The sequence below is a fragment of the aff. Roholtiella sp. LEGE 12411 genome (genome assembly GCF_015206995.1).
Lineage (GTDB): Bacteria > Cyanobacteriota > Cyanobacteriia > Cyanobacteriales > Nostocaceae > Komarekiella.
Genome location: NZ_JADEXR010000004.1, coordinates 58,655 through 80,030, shown reverse-complemented (window position 1 = coordinate 80,030; position 21,376 = coordinate 58,655). Strand labels below are relative to the sequence as shown.

The 21,376-nt window shown below is 40.3% G+C and carries 12 protein-coding genes; 11 read left to right on the top strand and 1 reads right to left on the bottom strand.

All coding sequences use genetic code 11. The annotated features are described in order from the left end of the window. Positions 1 to 244 precede the first annotated feature (244 nt). The 7 genes from IQ246_RS02115 to IQ246_RS02085 all read left to right on the top strand — a co-directional run bounded on the left by IQ246_RS02115 (position 245) and on the right by IQ246_RS02085 (position 17,111). Positions 245 to 5,710, top strand: a complete 5,466-nt coding sequence (locus IQ246_RS02115) for a type I polyketide synthase (RefSeq protein ID WP_193999668.1) — start codon at positions 245 to 247, stop codon at positions 5,708 to 5,710. Between the two features lie 134 nt (positions 5,711 to 5,844). Then, positions 5,845 to 7,578: an SDR family NAD(P)-dependent oxidoreductase gene (locus tag IQ246_RS02110; RefSeq protein ID WP_193999666.1), complete on the top strand. Its 1,734-nt coding sequence runs from the start codon at positions 5,845 to 5,847 to the stop codon at positions 7,576 to 7,578. A gap of 48 nt (positions 7,579 to 7,626) precedes the next feature. Then, positions 7,627 to 8,991, top strand: a complete 1,365-nt coding sequence (locus IQ246_RS02105; RefSeq protein WP_193999664.1) for a polyketide synthase — start codon at positions 7,627 to 7,629, stop codon at positions 8,989 to 8,991. Continuing rightward, on the top strand, positions 8,988 to 12,377 hold the full coding sequence (locus tag IQ246_RS02100; protein WP_193999662.1) for a type I polyketide synthase: 3,390 nt from the start codon (positions 8,988 to 8,990) through the stop codon (positions 12,375 to 12,377). The genes IQ246_RS02105 and IQ246_RS02100 overlap by 4 nt, the downstream gene beginning before the upstream one ends. Positions 12,378 to 12,478: 101 nt before the next feature. Continuing rightward, entirely contained in the window at positions 12,479 to 14,149 is a 1,671-nt protein-coding gene (locus tag IQ246_RS02095; RefSeq protein WP_193999660.1) for a PfaD family polyunsaturated fatty acid/polyketide biosynthesis protein, read from the top strand. A gap of 3 nt (positions 14,150 to 14,152) precedes the next feature. Continuing rightward, positions 14,153 to 15,652, top strand: a complete 1,500-nt coding sequence (locus IQ246_RS02090; protein WP_193999658.1) for a thioester reductase domain-containing protein — start codon at positions 14,153 to 14,155, stop codon at positions 15,650 to 15,652. 655 nt (positions 15,653 to 16,307) lie between these two features. Next, positions 16,308 to 17,111 (top strand): SDR family oxidoreductase, encoded by an 804-nt coding sequence (locus IQ246_RS02085; RefSeq protein WP_193999656.1) that lies wholly within the window; start codon positions 16,308 to 16,310, stop codon positions 17,109 to 17,111. A gap of 103 nt (positions 17,112 to 17,214) precedes the next feature. Here the strand turns inward: IQ246_RS02085 and hetI are convergent, their stop codons facing one another. Beyond that, positions 17,215 to 17,934 (bottom strand): 4'-phosphopantetheinyl transferase HetI, encoded by a 720-nt coding sequence (hetI, locus tag IQ246_RS02080; RefSeq protein ID WP_193999654.1) that lies wholly within the window; start codon positions 17,932 to 17,934, stop codon positions 17,215 to 17,217. A 333-nt stretch (positions 17,935 to 18,267) separates the two neighbouring features. Here hetI and IQ246_RS02075 point away from each other — a divergent pair, with 333 nt between their 5' ends. From IQ246_RS02075 to IQ246_RS02060, 4 genes are read left to right on the top strand one after another with little or no spacing between them, the layout of a single operon-like run. Further along, the gene (locus tag IQ246_RS02075; protein ID WP_193999652.1) at positions 18,268 to 19,026 is read left to right on the top strand and encodes an ATP-binding cassette domain-containing protein; all 759 of its coding nucleotides are present in this window, start codon (positions 18,268 to 18,270) and stop codon (positions 19,024 to 19,026) included. Next, entirely contained in the window at positions 19,023 to 19,646 is a 624-nt protein-coding gene (locus IQ246_RS02070; protein WP_193999650.1) for an ABC transporter permease, read from the top strand. Before IQ246_RS02075 ends, IQ246_RS02070 begins: the two co-directional genes overlap by 4 nt. A 7-nt stretch (positions 19,647 to 19,653) precedes the next feature. Next, positions 19,654 to 20,586, top strand: a complete 933-nt coding sequence (locus tag IQ246_RS02065; RefSeq protein WP_193999648.1) for a glycine betaine ABC transporter substrate-binding protein — start codon at positions 19,654 to 19,656, stop codon at positions 20,584 to 20,586. A 40-nt stretch (positions 20,587 to 20,626) separates the two neighbouring features. Then, positions 20,627 to 21,367 (top strand): phytochelatin synthase family protein, encoded by a 741-nt coding sequence (locus IQ246_RS02060; protein WP_193999646.1) that lies wholly within the window; start codon positions 20,627 to 20,629, stop codon positions 21,365 to 21,367. Positions 21,368 to 21,376: the final 9 nt, after the last annotated feature.

The window sequence follows — 21,376 nt, the reverse complement described above, 5'->3', positions numbered from 1 at the left end:
ATCAATTGCAATCTATAACTAACCAGTCTAGTATAAGCGCAAGTGGCAATTTTATAGGATGACCCGAAGTAGGATAAGTCTTCTGTATGAAACTATCCAAGCTGAAGCCGCTCAACCCATCCACAACTTATTTGTCAACAGCATTATTTTCTCCTCAATTTAATTTCAGATTGCCTCAAGTAATGAGAAAATAAAGTTTTCAATACATCGACAATTTAACTAGCACAATAGTGAAAATGAAGTCATGGCTGCTTCTAGAGTTGAAGCTGTTTTGGCACAGTTGCAAGATGAAGTGAGCAACTGTGAAAAATCCCTCCTCAAGCTCATCCAGGTGAAAAAAGTTATGCTTGAAAAGACACCCATAACCACCAAAGTAAATACACGAAGGCAACAAAGTAATATTGCCATTGTTGGAATGGCCTCGATATTCCCCCAATCCAAAAATTTACAGGAATATTGGGAAAAAATTATTCACAAAGTTGACTGTATTACAGATGTCCCACCTTCGCGTTGGAATATAGAAGATTATTACGATCCTAACCCTAGAACACCTGACAAAACCTACTGCAAACGAGGCGGATTTATCCCAGAAATTGACTTTAATCCGCTGGAATTTGGGCTTCCACCCAACATCCTAGAAGTCACAGATATTTCGCAATTACTAAGTCTGGTTGTTGCTAAAGCAGCAATTGAAGATGCGGGTTACGGTGAATCTCGACAGTTTAATCGTCAACGCACTGGCGTAATTTTGGGTGCAGCAACAGCAAGGCAATTGGCGGCCCCACTGAATGCGAGATTGCAATATCCGGTTTGGGAAAAAGCCCTCAAAAGCAGCGGCTTATCTGATGAAGATACGCAAAAAGTAATCGAAAAAATCAAAAGCGCATACGTGCAATGGGAAGAAAACGCCTTTCCTGGGATGCTCGCTAACGTAGTTGCTGGACGAATTGCCAATCGGCTGGATTTGGGAGGAACTAATTGTGTAGTAGATGCCGCTTGTGCTAGTTCATTAGGTGCTCTCAAAATGTCCATTAGTGAACTAACTGAGCATCGAGCCGATATGATGCTGACTGGTGGTGTTGACACCGACAACTCGATTTTTGCTTATATGTGTTTTAGCAAAACTCCTGCTGTTTCCCCAAGCCAGAATGTCAAACCATTCGATGCAGAATCCGATGGGATGATGATGGGTGAAGGTGTTGGAATGTTAGTGCTGAAGCGCCTTGAAGATGCCGAGCGAGATCATGACCGAATCTATGCAGTCATCAAAGGCATTGGCACTTCCAGCGATGGTCGGTATAAAAGCATCTATGCACCGAGTCCACAAGGTCAAGTCCAAGCCTTGCATCGTGCTTATGAAGATGCAGGATTTTCACCTGCGAGTGTCGGTTTGATTGAAGCACACGGTACAGGGACGATGGTGGGAGATCCAACCGAATTTGCATCAATAAAAGAAGTTTTTGGCGAAAATAATCCTAGAAAACAATATATTGCCCTCGGAACTGTCAAATCACAGATTGGACATACGAAAGCGGCTGCGGGTGCAGCAAGTCTGATCAAAACGGCTTTAGCTCTTCACCATAAAGTATTACCGCCCACGATTAACATCACCAAACCGCACCCGAAACTGAAAATTGATAGTTCTCCATTTTATTTAAATACAGAAACAAGACCTTGGATTAACGCCGATGACCACCCAAGACGTGCAGGGGTAAGTTCTTTTGGTTTTGGTGGAACCAATTATCATGTTGTCTTAGAAGAATACAAAAGCGAACACAATCTTCCTTATCGTTTACACAACAGTTCCCAGCAGGTGCTTTTATTTGCATCAACACCTGAGCAGTTGTTGTCACGCTGTCAAGAAGTCCGACTTCAATTACAATCCGATGCCGGAAAACAGCATTATACAGAACTGATTTCGGCATGTAAATCTTTAGAAATTCCTGTTGCACATGCCAGAGTTGGGTTTATTGCTGATTCAATAGCACAAGCCTGCGACTTTTTGCAAATAAGTATTGAGTGGTTGAGAAACAAACCGCAAGCTGAATCCTGGGAGCATCCCCAAGGAATTTACTACCGCAAAACTGGGATGGTGACAAAGGGTAAGGTGGTAGCGTTGTTTTCTGGACAAGGCTCCCAATACTTGGAGATGGGGCGGGAACTGTTGATTAACTTCCCTGACTTGCGCCGGACATTTGCTGAGATGGACAGCTTATTGCGCCAAGACGGTTTATATCCCCTTTCTGAGGTCGTTTTCCCTGCTCCTGTGTTCGATTCAGAGCAAAAGGCTGCTCAGTTAGAAAGATTACAATTAACAGCTTATGCACAGCCGGCGATCGCAGCTTTTAGCGTTGGTCTGTACAAGATACTTCAACAAACTGGGTTTAAGCCAGATTTTGTTGCTGGACATAGCTTCGGAGAATTGACAGCTTTATGGGCTGCGGGGGTTTTGAGTGAGGAAGATTACTTTTTCCTGGTCAAAGCTAGAGGTCAAGCGATGGCTGCACCAAAAGATCCGGAATTGGACGCGGGAGCCATGCTGGCGGTGAAAGGGAATGTTGTTCAGGTTGCAGAACTGATCAAGAATTTACCTCAAGTTACTATTGCTAACTTAAACTCTCATCATCAAGTGGTTTTAGCAGGAACAAAAGCTGAAATTGCCAAAGTGCAAGAAATCTTGAAAACTCAAGGTTTCTCTACCGTCTTGCTGGGAGTTTCAGCAGCTTTTCATACACCATTGGTGGCTCATGCACAGAAACCCTTTGCCAAAGCAATTGAGAAAGTAACTTTCAAAGAGCCACAAATCCCGGTTTATACCAATGTTACAGGAAAGCGTTATCCAAGCGAGCCGCAAGTCATTCAAAAAGTCCTCAAAGAACACCTCAGAAATCAGGTGCTATTTAAACAGGAGATTGAAAATATTTATGCTGAAGGCGGTTCTTGCTTTATTGAATTTGGGCCGCGAAGTATTCTCACCAGCTTGGTAAAAGATATTCTTAGCGATCGCCCTCACATAGCTGTGGCTTTAAATGCTAGTTCTTCTAAAGATAGCGATCGCACTTTCCGAGAAGCTGTTGTACAGTTACGTGTCGCTGGCTTACCTTTGCCAAACTTCGACCCATACCAACAAAAGAGCCAAATCTCAGAAGTTTCCCCAAATAAGCTATTAAATGTCCGTTTAGCTAGCACTAACTATATCTCAGAAAAAACAAAGCAGTCTTTTGAAAAAGCGCTGCAAAATGAGCATCAAATGAAATCAACCATTAGCAACGGTAAGAAACCAACAGCATCGACCGAAAATAGATTAGTAATAAAAGACCTCTTGACTACGCCAAATGCTTCTAGCTCAGGAAATCCTTCCGCAGCGCTGGACGGTACTAGCTTTGCAACGCGCTGGCTGACCAATTCGTCTGAACCAATAGAGAGCAAAACAGTCAACCGGGGAGTGAAATCACCTAAGAACGAGCAATCAGACGAACTAGATAGCAATCCTTTGCGACCAAGTTCAGAACCCCCTTTGAATTACCAGAGAGCTATAGACAGCTTAGAGTATGCTCTGATAGAGTTCAACCGTCATCAACGTAGCGTCTTGCAAGTTCATGAACAATCTTTGAAGCATCAGACGGAATATACCAAAACCTTTTTTCAACTGATGCAGCAACAGCAATCGCTGTGGGGAAATGGTAAATTAACTGAACAACAAGCACAAACACAACAAATTGCACTCTCTAGTTCAGAGCGCAGCATCATGCGGTTTCACGATTATCAAGGTGAAACCCTCCGCATCCATAACCAATATCTGAACTATCAGCAGCAATATACTCATAACTTTTTCCAAGTACTCCAGCAACAGTACAATCTGCTGCTCCCTGGTAATACAACTCAACCAAGTTTGATAGCGGCGAATAACTATCAAGTTAATCCAGCGGCTCCACTCCCCCAAGAGGAGCGCCCTGTTATGGTAACAACTACATCAGTTGCTGTCACTAGCAACGAGTTTACAACTAATTCTGAGCCGATTTTAACTAATGGTAATGCTGCAAATCATCAAGCAAAACCACTTCTAGATATGATTGCGCCAACAGAAAATTACGCTGTAACCATCAATAGAGCAGGGGAAGATAAGGAAGACAAAGTAGAATTTTCTCCCTTGTCCCCCTCATCCTCTGCATCCTCTCCAGTTGCTGTCTTTGATGAAGCTACCTTAAGTCAAACCCTGCTCACCATTGTTAGTGATAAAACAGGCTATCCAGTAGAGATGCTGCAACTGGATATGGATATGGAAGCAGACTTGGGAATTGACTCTATCAAACGTGTGGAAATTTTGGGAGCACTACAAGAGTTGTACCCCAATTTCCCTAAGCCGAATATGGAAGAACTGGGAGAATTACGCACCATCGGCCAAGTAGTAGAGTATCTGCAATCCCAGATGCAAAGTCCCTCCCCAGAAATCAAAATTTCTACTGTCAAGGAACTAGAGACTGAAACAAAAGAACTGAGTGAAGAATCTACCCAATCCCCATTACCCCTTATCCCCAGAGGGGGCCCCACCTTCCCCATTACCCCTTATCCCCAGAGGGGGCCCCACCTTCCCCAATTTCTAATCAATTCCGAGCCAGAATTCAGCAATGGCTCAACCCCAGTCAGCGAGGTTATCGCATTCAGTATAAAACCGGAACCTACAGTTAGTAATGAATTTGCCGACTTAGGTCAAACCCTGTTAGCGATCACCAGCGATAAAACTGGCTACCCAGTAGAAATGCTCGAACTGGAAATGGACATGGAAGCAGACTTGGGTATAGACTCCATCAAACGTGTGGAAATCTTAGGGGCGATGCAAGAAATGTACCCTAATCTACCCAAACCAGACATGGAAGATTTGGGAGAACTACGCACCATCGGTCAAATAGTTGACTATCTCCAGCAGTTGGTTGGAGGTGAAAAAAAAAAGTCTGAGTATGAGTTTGAGCAGCAGCCACCTCAAATAATTCACCAAATCCCACGTCACACAGCCCAACTCAAATTCTTAGCGCACCCAGATTATTTGGATTTCAGTTTACCAGAGGGACACGTCGGTTTAATTACCGATGATGGTTCCCTCACCACTTCTAAATTAGCCAACTCGCTAATTGAGCAAGGCTGGAAGGTAGTAGTTGTTAATTTTCCACAATCGCTGATTCCCCAACAATCACCTTTACCCGCTGGTGTAACTCGTGTCACCCTAGGGAACTGGAGTGAAGAACATCTTCAACAACAATTAAAAGCGATCGCATCTCACTGCGGAGTGGTTGGGGCGTTTATCCATCTACATCCAGTATTTACAGCAAATCCCACCGGGATACTGACTTATTTAGAAGCGGAAAAGGCGATCGTCAAACATGTCTTTTTAATGGCGAAACATCTCAAACCATCCCTCAATCAAGCAGCGCAGTACGGACGTAGTTGTTTTTGCACAGTTGCTCATCTAGATGGAGCCTTTGGCTTAGAACATCAAGTTAACTTTGGCGCAATTGGTGCTGGTTTATTCGGATTAACTAAAAGTCTGAGATGGGAATGGCCAAAAGTATTTACGCGAGCCATCGATTTAAATCCAGCTATCGATGCTCAACAATCAGCACAACACATTATTGCTGAACTTCACGATCCTAATCTTTATATCAGCGAAGTTGGCTACGGTTCCCAAGGACGAGTCACCCTCATCGCAAGTTAATCACCTCATCTGTTCCTGACGGGGCGACGCCAGTTGCTACAACGCACTGGCTCCTCTGCGGTTATATCAAAAATTTGGAAACGAACCGCAGAGGAAATAAGTAATTAGATTTATGCAGATATTTCAGAGGATTTATGACACAAACAGCCCAGCTTAGTCCATCATCTGTGTTTGTTGTAAGCGGCGGTGCAAAAGGAATTACGGCTGAGTGTACTATCAAATTAGCACAGTACCAACCTTGCAAGTTTATTCTTCTGGGTCGTTCAGAATTATTAGAAACTGAGCCTGATTTTGCTCAAGGTTGTTTTGAAGATTCCGCTTTGAAAAAACGCATCATGGAGAATCTTCTGGCTCTAGGTGAAAAACCCACACCGATGAGTGTGCAAAAGGTATATAACAAGATTACTTCCAGCCGCGAAATCCAAAAAACTCTCTGTTCAATTCAATTAACTGGAGCCCAAGTAGAATATATTAGTGTCGATGTTACAGAGCCGGCGGCTTTACAGGAAAAATTGGCTGCTGCTGTGCAACGTTTGGGTGCGATTACAGGAATTATCCACGGTGCGGGTAATTTGGCTGATAAGTTAATTGAAAAGAAAACAGAGCAGGATTTTGAGAAGGTTTATGCAGCTAAAGTTCAGGGGTTGGAAAATCTCTTATCTTGTGTCAATCCTGAGCAACTTCAGCATTTAGTTTTGTTTTCTTCTGTAACTGGATTTTACGGGAATGTTGGTCAAACTGATTATGCGATCGCTAATGAAATTCTCAACAAATCAGCCCATTTAATTAAACAAAACTATCCTGCTTGTCACGCGGTGGCGATTAATTGGGGAGCTTGGGATAGTGGTATGGTGACACCCGAACTCAAAAAGGCTTTTGCTGAACGGGGTATTGAGATTATTCCTGTGGAAGTTGGCACACAAATGTTAGTCAACGAGTTGCATCCCAATCATCATCACAATACACAAGTTGTGATTGGTAGTCGAATCAGACCGACTCCTGCACCCTTAGATTCGCAACTAAGAAGCTATCGTATTCGTCGGCGGATGACACTGGAAGAAAATCCTTTTTTGTACGATCATGTCATTGCTGGTTCTCCAGTTTTACCAGCTACCTGTGCTATGTCCTGGATGATTAATGCTTGTGAGGAACTATATCCAGGTTATAAATGTTTTAGTTTTAAAAATTTCAAAGTTTTGAAGGGAATTATTTTTAATGAAACTCTAGCAAGCGAATACATTCTAGAGTTGCAAGAAGTTGAGCACAGCAATTCTGATTCTCTGGAATTACAAACTACAATACTGAGTAAAAATTCTGAAGAGAAAATTCATTATCATTTCCAAGCTTGCATAAAACTAGTCAAAGAAATACCAGCTATTCCCATTTATGAGTCCATGAATCTCATGGAGGATAATATCATCAATACTACTGGTAAAGATTTTTATCAAAATGGAAACTTTTCATTATTTCATGGATCATCATTTCAGCAAATCACCAGAGTTTTAAATATTAGTCAAGAGAAAATTACTATCGAATGTCTTTGGCAAGAAATTACAAGCAAGCAACAAGGACAATTTCCCATCCAATGGTTCAATCCTTATACAACTGACCTAAGTACGCAATCCTTATGGATTTGGTTGAGCCATTTTCATCAAGAGCTTTGTTTACCTGGACAGTTGAGGTTATCTGAACAGTTTGCTGTTACACCATGCAATGAACCTTTTTATGTTTCTTGTGAAATAAAGGGAAAAAATGAAAGTAGTGTCACTGCCAATTTCATTCTCCATAATCGTCAAGGACAAATATACACACATACTCTTGAAGCCAAAGCAGTTATTTTGCCTATGCAACTACTCAGACGTAACTAATAACTCTTTGCTGTTGCAATTTTGAAGTTACAGTAACGGATATCAACAGTGGAAAAAATAGCCATTATCGGATTATCATGCCTTTTCCCAGATGCTAAAAACCCTGAAGAATTTTGGCAGAATATAACTGAGCAAAAAGATTCTACATCATCTATGACTGTGGAAGAAATGGGGATAGATCCTACAATCTTTTACAATCCAGATAAAGGTCAATCAGAAAAAATATATCTTCTCAAGGGAGGATTCATTCGTAACTTTCAGTTTGATGCCAGTGAATACAATCTGTCATCAGATTTTGCAGAAAGCTTGGATAATACCTTTAAATGGTCGCTTTATGCTGCTAAGCAAGCAATTGTGCAGAGTGGTTATTGGGGAAATCAAAATGTGCTCTCAAAATGTGGGGTAATTTTGGGAAATCTCTCGTTCCCAACTAAATCGTCTACTCGATTATTTGCACCAATTTATGATAAAACTATTGAACCTGCGATCGCCGAACTTTTAGAGGAGCCAGATTTTCATTTAGCAGCTTTACCAACAGCCGCTAAACCTTCTCCATACAATGCGATGATATCTGGCTTCCCGGCAGCTTTAATTGCCCAATCTTTTTCTCTATCTAGTAATCATTTTTGTATAGATGCTGCCTGTTCATCATCATTTTATGCAATTAAGTTAGCATCTCACTATCTGTGGTCTGGTAAAGCTGACTTGATGTTATCTGGCGCAATCAGTTGTTCTGATCCGTTATTTTTACAGATGTTGTTTTCTGGTATTCAAGGTTATCCAGAAAACGGAATTAGTCGCCCTTTAGATAAATCATCCAGAGGACTGATTACAGCCGAAGGTATTGGGATGGTCGTACTCAAACGATATAATGATGCTGTTAGAGACGGCGATAGAATTTTAGCTACAATCTGTGGTAATGGACTCTCAAATGATGGTAAGGGCAAGCACCTACTTAGTCCTAATTCTAAAGGGCAAACATTGGCTTTTGAGAGAGCTTATACTGAGGCAAAACTCAGTCCAAAAGCAATTGATTATATGGAGTGTCATGCCACTGGCACTTTACTGGGAGATACTACCGAATTCAACTCTATAGAAACATTCTTTGGTCAACACCAAGCAGCACCTTTGGTTGGTTCTACCAAAGCTAATGTCGGTCATTTGTTAGTCGCTGCCGGTATGGTTAGCTTAACTAAGACAATTTTAAGTATGTCTCATGGCGTGATTCCAGCAACTATTAATGTTACAGAACCTATAGGTTCTGAGGATAGTATAATTTCCGCGAAAAATATTGTCAGAACTCCAACAACATGGCCCAATAATGCTGTAACTAAACGCGCAGCTTTAAGTGCTTTCGGTTTTGGAGGAACTAACTCTCATTTGATTCTTGAACAAGGGGACATAGTAAAATGAGTCTTGAACAAGAAAGTATCAGCATAACTCAACCTGTGCCACTAGCCAAAATTGCGATCGTCGGTATGGATGCCTTTTTTGGTGAGTGCAATGGATTAGATGCTTTTGAACGTAGTATTTATGAAGGTAAACAGCATTTTATTTCTCTACCACCTAAAAGATGGTATGGAATAGAAGAGAAAGAAGACTTACTTAAAGAGTATGGTTTAGCAGATGGAAAAGCACCTTTGGGGGCATACATTACAGATTTTGAAATCGATTATTTAGCTTATAAAATCCCTCCAAATGAATTAGAGAAACTCAATCCTCAACAATTGCTACTACTAAAAGTTACCCATCGCGCCTTGAAAGATGCGAACATTCCAGAAGGAGGCAATGTCGCAGTTATTATTGCTGCCGAGACAGAATTTTCTGTTCATCAATTGCAGCAAAGATGGAATTTGTCTTGGCAGATCAAAGATGGTCTGAATGCTGCCAATATTTCTTTGTCAGCAGACAAAATTGCTCAACTGGAAACTATTGTTAAAGATAGTGTTCACTCTCAAGTAGATATTGGCGAATATTTGAGTTACATCGCCAATATCATGGCGAGTCGGATTTCTGCGCTGTGGAATTTCACCGGGCCTGCATTCACCGTAACTGCGGTGGAAACTTCTGCTTTCAAAGCCTTGGAAGTGGCACAAATGCTACTAACTACTGGCGAAGTTGATGCTGTAGTTGTTGGTGCTGTTGATTTAGCAGGAGGCGTGGAAAATGTCTTGTTGCGAAACCAATTGGCAAAAATTAATACTGGTGTCAATACCTTAAGTTATGACCAAAAAGCGAATGGGTGGATGATTGGCGAAGGTGCAGGCGCAGTCGTCCTGAAGCGTTACGAAACAGCACAACAAAACGGCGGTGGCTGCGCCAACGCCTGTGCCAACACCTCAAGCGATCGCATTTATGCAGTCATTGATGCCATTAGTTTCGGACAAGGCCATAAAAATGAGGAAATTATTAACCAAGTCTGCAAACAAGCTTTCCAGATGGCAGATATTCAATCTACAGACGTTAACTATGTGGAAGTTTGTGGTAGTGGTATACCCCAAGAAGATGAAGCTGAAATCACAGGATTACTCCAAGCCTATTGTCAAAGTGACAATAGTCAAAACTGTGCTCTAGGTAGCGTCAAGTCTAATATCGGTCATACTTATGTGGCTTCGGGAATTGCCAGTTTGATTAAAGCCGCTCTGTGCCTTCATTACAGATACATTCCTGCTACCCCTAATTGGTCTGGCGTCAAGACACCACAAGTTTGGGAAGGTAGCCCTTTTTATGTCGCCACGGAATCAAGACCTTGGTTTCTTAGCAAAGATGGGACACGCAGAATAGCAGCAGTTAATAGTATGGGGATAGATGGGAGTTATGCTCATTTAATTTTGTCGGAAGAACCTAACCAGAAAGAGCGCAGCAGCAGCTATTTACAGCAAAAGCCTTTTTATCTTTTTCCCCTAGCAGCGGTAGAGCGTTCAAATTTACTAGAAGCTTTAGATAATCTCCAACAAACCATCGAAAATTGCTCTTCTCTATCAGTTGCTGCTAACCAGACATTTATTACCTTTAAAGAGCGTTCACAGACAAATTATGTCATAGCGATCGCAGGACGTAACCAACAAGAATTAGTTAAAGAAATTGAATCTGCTCGTAAAGGTATTAATAGCGCCTTTGAGCAAGATGCAGACTGGCAAACACCCATAGGTAGTTATTTTACAGCTAAACCACTGGGTAAAAAGGGCGAAATTGCTTACGTTTATCCAGCCGCAGTCAATTCTTATCTTGGCATCGCTCGTAATCTTTTCCGCTTATTCCCCAAAGCCTTCGAGGACTTAAAAAGCAATAATCTCTACAACCGTGCTACCGAGGTTGAGAAGCTGGTTTACCCCAGAAGCTTAAATAAATTGTCAACCAGACAACTGGAAAATCTGGAAAAGCAATTGCATAATAACACTCTGGTAATGTTTGAAGAGGAAATGTTTGTTACCAGACTAATCACTACCATTATCCGTGATGATTTTCAAGTCAAACCAAAATATGTGTTTGGCTATAGTCTGGGTGAAGTTAGTATGATGATTGCCCAAGGAGTTTGGAGCAATTTTTATCAAGGGAGTAACATCTTTAACTCATCGGCTCTGTTTAGAGACAGGTTATCGGGCCCGAAAAATGCCGTGCGTGAATATTGGGGATTACCAAAAGCATCTTCATCTACAGACAATAATTTTTGGAGTAACTATATTCTCATAGCCAGTCCATCCCAGGTCAGAGAATATCTTAAAAACGAGAATCGTGTTTATTTAACTCAAATTAATACATCCGAAGAAGTCGTAATTGCTGGTGAGACAGCAGCCTGTGAGAGATTGATCAACACTCTAGGTTGCAACGCTTTCCCTGCTCCCTTCGATTATGTAATCCATTGTGAGGCGATGCGATCGGAATATGAGGAAATCAGGAAGCTAAACACCTTACCATCCCAAAATATCCCAGATATTGTTTTTTATTCCGCTGCTGAGTATCAACCTATCACACTCGATAATGAGGCGATCGGCGTTGGGGAAGCCTCTCGTAGAGAAGCCATCGCTCACAGTATTGCAAAAGTCCAATGTGAACAACTTGATTTTCCACGATTAGTTAATCGTGTCTACGATGATGGAGCAAAAATATTTGTCGAAGCTGGTGCTGGTGGTGTCTGTTCTCGATTGATTGATACAATCCTCAAAAATAAAGAACACATTACAGTATCTCTTAATCGCAGAGGTATTGACGACCATACTTCCATTATCAAAGCACTAGCAAAACTCCTCAGCCATCAAGTTGATTTAGACTTATCACCACTTTACTGTTTAGCCAAAGAAACTGCTAACCAAAGTCAAACAACTCTCAGAATTATTACCTTGGGTGGCAATTCAATTACCGCCAAAATCTTGAGTCATGAAAACCGTAAGTTTTTTCAAAATCAAACTAGTAAATTCATGCGTGAGCCTGTTGTACAGCAGCATCAAACCATACCTAATGTTAGAGAGTTTGAAATTATTAATTTCTCTACAAATCCAAGCATTATTGATAACGATTCTTTTCCATTTCAAGAACAATTACAATCTTCTAAATCAAATGTCCATCAACAGAAAATTAATCAAAGTGTTCCGAATTCTGCTACTGTATCTAACAATTGTGGTCATCCAGTCGCCTTATTAAATTTTAGTAAGTCTCAGTATCAAAAACTGATTGCTAATAATTCCAGTATTAATAAAGCACACATTGCCTTTTTAGAAGCTAGACAAGAATCTAGTAAGCAACTAAGTGCAATCATCCAATTACAATTGTCTGCCATCGAAAATTTGCTTAATCAATAAGTAGTAACTTATTGAGTTTGCATATTAAATCATGAAGTGGATATAAAACGCCCAATTTTCATCCGTGATGATGTTAGCATTTCTCATTCGAGGTATATATTATGCAAACTGTGGATACAGTACTCAAAAAACATAGCAATGCTCTTGGTTTTTCTACTTATTCCTACAAGCAAAACCAAGTTTGGAAAGGTTCTTTAGAATCTATATCTTTTGAGCAATCAGCCATCAAAGAAAAATTGATGGTATTAGATAAACCTTGCTACATTGTTCAAGTTGCTGGAAGAATTGGTGTCACTAACGAAGGATATTTATCTCCTGTTGCTCATGGCACAACAGCACAAGTAGAACTGCTGACATTTGTCCCACCAATTCGTATTCAACAATTAGGAGATCCGAATTTTCTCTCTTCTCATGGCGTCAAATATGCTTATGTTACTGGTGCAATGGCTGGCGGTATTGCTTCTGAAGAAATGGTGATTGCACTTGGTAAACAGCAAATTTTAAGTTCCTTTGGTGCTGGTGGTTTAACTCCTGAGCGTTTAGAAGCAGCGATTAATCACATTCAACAAGCTTTACCTCAAGGCCCTTATGCTTTTAATTTAATTCATAGTCCCAATGAACCTGCAATTGAACGGCGTGCGGTAGGTTTATATCTCAAATATCAAGTCACAACGGTAGAAGCTTCCGCATTTCTCGACTTGACTCCCAACATTGTCTACTACCGTGCTGCTGGACTTAGTTTAAATGACGCCAATCAAATTCAAATCAAAAATAAAGTCATTGCTAAAATTTCTCGCCGAGAAGTAGCGACTAAATTTCTCCAGCCTGCACCAGCTAAAATCCTCAAGGAACTTGTTGAGCAAAGACTCATTACTGAGTTACAAGCAACTCTTGCAGCCAAAGTTCCTATGGCTGATGATATTACTGTTGAGGCTGATTCTGGTGGTCATACAGACAATCGTCCTTTAGTTTGTCTGTTACCTTCGATGATTGCTTTACGTGATGATATTCAATCACAATATCATTACCAAACACCCGTGAGAGTTGGCGTCGCAGGAGGAATTGCTACACCCCAATCAGCTTTAGCAGCCTTTATGATGGGTGCTGCTTATATTATGACTGGCTCAATTAATCAGTCATGTATTGAATCTGGTGCTTGTGAACATACTAAGAAACTATTAGCTCAAGCAGAAATGGCTGATGTGATGATGGCTCCAGCCGCAGATATGTTTGAAATGGGGGTGAAACTTCAAGTCCTCAAACGGGGTACGATGTTCCCGATGCGAGCGCAGAAATTATTTGAACTATATCGAACTTATGATTCGATTGAAGACATTCCTTTAGCAGAAAGAGAGAAATTAGAAAAGCAAGTTTTTCGCAAAAGTATTGCTGAGGTATGGGAAGGAACTGCGGCTTATTTGTCGCAAAAAAATCCTGAAAAGTTAGGCAAAGCTGTGAATAATTCTAAGCTCAAAATGGCTTTAATTTTCCGCTGGTATTTAGGATTATCTTCCCGTTGGTCTAGTTCTGGTGAAAAAGGTCGAGAAGTCGATTATCAAATTTGGTGTGGCCCAGCAATGGGTAGTTTTAATGACTGGGTAAAAGGTTCTTATCTATCTGAACCAAAAAATCGTCGAGTCGTTGATGTTGCTGACCAAATTATGACTGGTGCAGTCTTTTTATACCGTATCCAAAGCTTAAAAATTCAAGGATTGCAAATACCTAATTATTACAGTCAATATCACCCTTGTTCTACACGATTGGAGAGCTAAAAAATGAGTATAAAACAGGCTTGTACAGCGGCAGATATTCAAGTTTTCTTAGTGTCTAACTTAGCTGCTTTGCTCAAGTTAGAAACCGATGAAATAGATGTCAAAGAGCATTTAGAAAGCTATGGTTTGGATTCAGCCCAGGCAATGATTCTAGTGGGTAAATTGGAGAAATTGCTGGGATTTCAACCATCTCCACTTCTTTTGTGGCATTACCCAAATATTGAAGCTCTTTCACAGCGTTTAGCTGAAGAATTACAAGAAAAGTCAGAGGTTCAAGACACAGGGAATGTCAATACTGCCACCCCTGTTCTAAATTTGAAAGCCGAGGCTGTTCTTGACCCTACTATTCATCCTGGTGCTGTACCTAACGTGCTAGGTGAACCCAAGAGAATCTTTATAACTGGAGGCACAGGTTTTTTAGGAGCATTTTTAATCCAGGGATTATTAGAAGAAACTAAGGCAGATATATATTGCTTAGTGCGTGCTGCTAATGCAGAAGAAGGTAAGACCAAACTCCAAAAGAACCTGCAACAATACGCAGTTTGGCAAGAACAGTTTAATTCCAGAATTATTCCTGTTGTCGGTGATTTATCTCAGCCACTTTTAGGTCTTGGTTCTGAACAGTTTCAAGTCTTAGCTGCCAACATTGATACTATTTATCATAGTGCTGCTTTGCTGAATTATGTTTATCCCTATTCAGCACTGAAAACAGCTAATGTTCTAGGAACTCAAGAAGTTTTACGATTGGCATGTCTAATTAAAGTCAAGCCTGTACATTACGTTTCTAGCGTCGCTATTTTTGAATCACCTGCTTATGCTGGCAAGGTAGTTAAAGAACAGGATGAATTTAGTCATTGGGAAGGTATTTACCTGGGTTATTCTCAGACTAAATGGGTGGCTGAAAAGTTAGTCAAGATTGCTGGTGAACGAGGACTTCCTATTACTATCTATAGACCACCATTGATTTCAGGAGATAGCAAAACAGGCATTTGCAACACACATGACTTTATCAATCTGATGACCAAGGGCTGTTTGCAAATGGGAAGTTTTCCCGATGTAGACTATATGTTGGATATGTCTCCTGTGGACTATGTTAGCAAAGCCATTGTTTATCTATCAAGACAGAAAGCATCGATAGGTAAAGCTTTTAATTTGCAACATCCTCAACCCATTTCCTTGAAGAACTTAGTTGAGTGGATACGCTCTTTTGGTTATCCAGTTCAGATGATTCCTTATGAACAGTGGCAAGCAGAGTTAATTAATAATGTGTCTTCTGTAGACAATCCTTTATATACCCTGCGACCTTTTTTACTGGAGCGCTGGTCTGATGAACAACTGACCATTCCTGATTTATATTTGCAAGCCAAAAGACCCCATATTAGCTGCCAAGATACCCTTCATGCTCTAGCTGGCAGTTCCATTGTTTGTCCACCAATTGACTCTGAATTGTTGATGACTTATACCGCTTATTTGATTCAAAGCGGTTTCTTGAATGTCGCATAGAACACTAATTAAATAATTATAAAAGCCGGGTTGGTTGGGATTGAAGCAATAAAGTTTTTGTCTTCTCAAGCACATAAACCCGGTTTTTCAATTCTGACGTTCAATATTGACTTAGTGTTCGAGTTAAATTGCCTAGATAGAAATACTTAATCTTAAGAAATAAGGAAGAATATTAGACCTTTCTTTATCTTTAATTCAAGAATCAGCGCTTCTAATGCTAATCCAAAACTCCCAAACCAACAGCGGCAATGCAATTGCCCTATTTTATAACGCTTACAAATATAAATTTTTGGAACTTACACATTGAGATAAATAATCGCGTATACAATGGTAATTGTTAAACATAAAAGTTTGCCTTTTCCAGGCTTTTGTGGATAACTTATCAGATGTATATAGAGTGGTCAATGAGCAGTCTGAAATAAACTAAGTGCATTGATGCTTAATTTTTACAATGCGTAAGCCCTAAATTTAGGTTTTCACTGCTACACCTATCAAGTTATCTAGCAACGCACTACACAAGTATTTAAAAGGCTAAAGACTCAAGATATTTCTTGTAGCTTCAGCCAATATGCTTACTTGATTTTAGGCAAGCGATCGCCACTGTAAATGTCAATGTAAAACAGCTTAATCAAGTTGAATTCACCAACTTTATGACATGAACACAATACACCCAAGTCAATGCCAAAAGACTGCTCTGATTACAGGGGCAGCTAGTGGCATTGGCTACCAATTAGCACGTATTTTTGCCGCTCATGATTACGATCTTGTAGTAGTAGATAGAAATGAGCTAAAACTCATAGAAATGGTGTCTAAATTCCAAGAAGAATTTGGTATTTACATCAAAGCTATTGTCAAGGATTTATCTATATCAACATCTCCAGAAGAGATTTTTACAGAGTTGCAAAAAGCAACTATCCAAGTTGATGTGCTAGTCAACAATGCCGGATTTGGGACTTATGGATTATTTAATGAAACAAATCTGACCACTGAACTAGAAATGCTACAGGTAAACTTAGTGTGTCTCACTCATTTAACTAAGTTATTCCTCAAGGATATGGTAAAGCAAGGTGAGGGAAAAATTTTAAACGTTGCCTCAGCTGCTGCTTTTCAGCCAGGCCCTTTGATGGCGGTTTATTTTGCTACTAAAGCCTATATATTATCGTTTTCAGAAGCGATCGCCAATGAATTAGAAGGTACAGGTGTCACCGTGACAGTCCTTTGTCCAGGCTCAACCGAATCTGCCTTTCATGAAAGAACAGGAATGGCAGGCTCTAAGCTGCTCAAGGGTAAGAAGATGATGGATGCAGAAACAGTGGCTAAAATTGGTTATCATGCCTTAATGCGGGGTAAAACCGTTGTTATTCCTGGTTTTTTAAATAAAATCATGGCAAAAAGCGTTAGATTTATACCCAGAAAACAGGTAACAAAAATTGTGAGAAGTATGCAAGAAAATAAATAAAACCTGTCTTGAAAATCGGGCATTGGAGAGCCAGTCGCATCGCTGGGTTTCCCGCGCTAGTCCGCTCAACGAGGGAACCCTCCGAAGTTTGGTTTGGATGACATCAATACTGCCAGCATTTTAAATGCCAACCAAAACCTGCTACAGCCACAGCTGCAACATAATCTTTAGCCGGCACTAGTTCAACAAGTCCCCAGTCTTCAGATGTCTGTAATATGGCTGGTTCTGTGGGAGTTAACGACACCCCAATGTGCTCTAGCCCAACTAATCCATCTCCAGTTGCTTTTAAATAAGCTTCCTTGCAAGTCCAGTAGCGGAAAAATACTTCTTGCTGTTGGTTGGGAGATAGCGATCGCAATACAGCATATTCTCTAGCTAAAAAGAACCTTTTGGCAAGAGATTCTAAGTCATAAACTGGGCGAATGTACTCTAAATCCACACCAATCTGGCGAGTACAATTTACCCCACACAAACCTAAGTTCTCAGAGTGAGACAAATTAAACACTAGTCCACTATCGGCAAATGTATCTGCTAATACTGGTTTACCACGAGCTTGATAATTAAACTTCACCTTTTGCGGCTCCATACCTAAATAGCGACCTAATATAGTTCGCAGGATACCGCGACCGGCAATGAACCGTTGCCGATGCTTGGGAAAATAGAACCGCTCAGCTCGAGCAATTTCGTCACTGGACAGGGTAGCAGCCAAATATTGTAGATGTTGCTCTGGTTGGTCGAGGTCTATTTGCCAGACATGGACATCATCCGGTAGCAAAGTTAAATCTGTCGGTGCAGGGAGCCAGAGATGATTAAGTGCAGTCATTGATTGGATAGTGCATGTCACTTTTGCAAATATACCAAGCTACTGATTAACTAGAAAATATTGCAGCTTGTTCTTCCCTATTCTCTATTCCCCATACCCGTTCTACTCAATTTAATCCCAAATTAAGTTTAAAAAACCATCTTTTCTCTTTTCTTAAGGCTAATTTTGTGTTATTTATTCTCGTGAAATACTTGTGCTGGCGTGCAATGCGGCATCGTGGATCAGATGGCTTCTAGTTTAGCTGATACTGAACATATCTTGTTTAGCGTTAGCAGGCTAGCAAAATTAGCACATAATTACATATAACCAGCTTGCTGCTACCAAAACTTACTGATGCCGCAAAATAACCAAATCACTGTCGAATTCCGTAATGTCACCTTTAGCCGCAATCATCGGCCTTTGGTGTCCAATCTCAATTTCACCATCCGCCAAGGAGAAGCGCTGGTATTGCTCGGACGTAGTGGTAGCGGCAAAACTACGACTATGAAGTTAATTAATCGCTTATTTACACCTACACAAGGCGAAGTTTTATTTAATGACATCCCCACAACTCAATGGGATGAGATTAAACTACGGCGCAAAATTGGTTATGTAATTCAAGAAACTGGTTTATTTCCCCATTTCACTGTTGAACGTAATGTGGGTTTAGTTCCCGCGTTAGAAAATTGGCAACCTAAACAAATTAAAACGCGGGTTTATGAATTGCTGCACTTAGTAGGCTTGGAACCTGCACAATTTGCAGGGCGTTACCCTCATGAGCTTTCGGGAGGGCAAAAGCAAAGAGTTGGTGTAGCGAGAGCCTTAGCAGCAGACCCGCCAGTATTATTGATGGATGAACCCTTTGGCGCCCTCGACCCGATTACGCGCTTAGAACTACAACAAGAGTTTCGGCATCTACAACAGGAATTAGGCAAAACAGTTGTTTTTGTCACCCACGATATTCAAGAAGCCTTTGTTTTAGCATCGAGAATTGGTTTAATGTATGGAGGAGAATTGGTAGTATTAGGGACAACAGATGAATTTATGCGATCGCAACACCCAGAAAGTCTAGCTTTTCTTCAATGTCTGCGTTCCCTGAAAGACACTTTATGAAAGATTTTTTCCTTGTTAAGTATGCCCCAGAAATTCTTCAGCACACTCTAGAACATTTATTCTTGGTGGGTATTGCTATCAGTATTGCCATCTTTGTAGGCATTCCATTAGGTATTTTAATTACACGCAAAACATACCTCCGCCAACCAATTCTTGGGATAGCGAATATTTTGCAAACTATCCCCAGTTTGGCACTATTTGGCTTACTCATTCCCGTTGCCGGAATAGGCGTAGTACCAGCAATTATTGCCTTGACTCTATATTCTTTTTTACCAATAATTCGCAATACTTACACAGGTATTATGAGTGTAGATCCAGCTATTCGAGAAGCTGGTAAAGGGATGGGTATGACAGATACACAACTGTTGTTGCAAGTCGAAATTCCTTTGGCAATGGGAGTGATTTTAGCAGGGGTACGAGTCGCAACTGTAATTACCATTGGCATTGCAACCATCGCAGCCGCAATTGGTGCTGGTGGGTTAGGAGTGTTTATTTTTCGCGGAATATCAGTAGTGAATGATCAGTTAATTTTAGCTGGGGCGTTTCCAGCGGCGGTCATTGCCTTACTGGCTGACTTGGTAATTGGATGGATGGAGAATAAATTAAAAATTAAAAATTAAGCAAGTTATGAAAAGATTTTTGGCGTTTTGCTTTTTAACTTTTGCTTTGTTACTGCTAATCACTAGCTGCAAGCCAAATGTAAATAGTAGCAGTGGGGGTAATATTATTGTTGCGTCCAAAGATTTTACTGAACAAGACATCTTAGGAGAACTTTTAGCACAGCAAATTGAGGCAACAACTAATTTAAAAGTAGATCGTCGTCCTCGTTTAGGTGGTTCTTTTATTTGTCATAGTGCAATTACTTCTGGTAAAATTGATGTATATATTGAATATACAGGCACAGCTTTTACTGGTATTTTAAAGCAAAAAGCAGTTAGTGATCCCAAAGAAGTTTTTGAGAAACTAAAACAATTTTATGCCCAAAAATTCAATTTAGAAGTAATGCCATCTTTGGGTTTTGAAAACACCTTTGCGATGATTATTCGCGGTGAAGATGCTAAGCGCTACAATATCCAAACTCTTTCCCAAATCAGTCAATATACACCGCAGTGGCGTGGCGGTTTTGGCTATGAATTCTTGGAGCGGGAAGATGGTTTTCCAGGGTTAGCTAAAACTTATGACTTACATTTTGTCAAGCCACCCCAAATTATGGACTTGGGTTTAGTATATCGTGCTCTGGTTCAAAAACAGGTAGATATAGTGGCGGGTAGTTCTACAGACGGTCAGATTTCTCGCTTGGGTGTTGTGGTCTTAAAAGATGATAAGCAGTATTTTCCTCCCTATGAAGCAGCACCAATTGTCCGTCAAGAAACTTTACAGAAATATCCAGAATTAAGAAAAGCGATCGCCCAACTTGCTGGTAAGATTTCAGCAGATGAAATGCGGCAATTAAATAATTTAGTTGAAGGAGAATTACGAAATATTAAAGATGTTGTACAAGAGTTCCGTAAATTAAAAGGATTAGATTCTTTCAAAAAGATTAAAAATTCTTCTGCTTAAAATGATGATATTAAATTAATTTATTTAGTGGGTTTGAGCTATGAATAACACTTTCTTAAAAACTACCAAAGCATTGCTTCAAGCTTCGGTTATTGGGCTATGTATCTCTAGTGGGACTGTTTTCTCTCAAACATTATCTCTTTCACCTAATTTGATTGGTTTTAACTCAGACGAGGGAGAAAAGTTATTAATTGACAGTAAATCGAGAGAAGATTTTTTTCCACTGAGTATACAGTTTGTTACTCAAAATAATCAGGCATATTGTGGCGTTGCAAGTATTGTTATGGTATTAAACAGCTTGGAAGTTCCTGCACCGGAAGCACCACAATACAAGCCCTATCGAGTATTCACTCAAGAGAACTTTTTTAGTAATGAAGCTACAAAAAAAGTGCTGGCTCCTGAGATTGTTTCTCGTCAAGGGATGACTCTAGATCAGTTAGGAGGATTATTAGCTAGCTACGGTGTTAAAGTTAATGTTTACCACGCTGCTAACACTAGTTTAGAACAATTTCGCAAGCTAACAGCAGAGAATTTAAAACAGCCGAAAAATTTTGTTTTAATTAACTACTTACGTAAAGAAATTGGTCAAGAGAAAGGCGGGCATATCTCCCCCTTAGCAGCATATAATGAGCAGACAGATAGATTTTTAATTATGGATGTTTCTCGTTACAAATATCCACCAGTTTGGGTAAAAACAGCAGATTTATGGAAGGCGATCGCAACTACTGATTCTACTTCAGGTAAAACACGCGGCTTTGTATTTGTGAGTAAAGAATCTTAAGATCCAAGC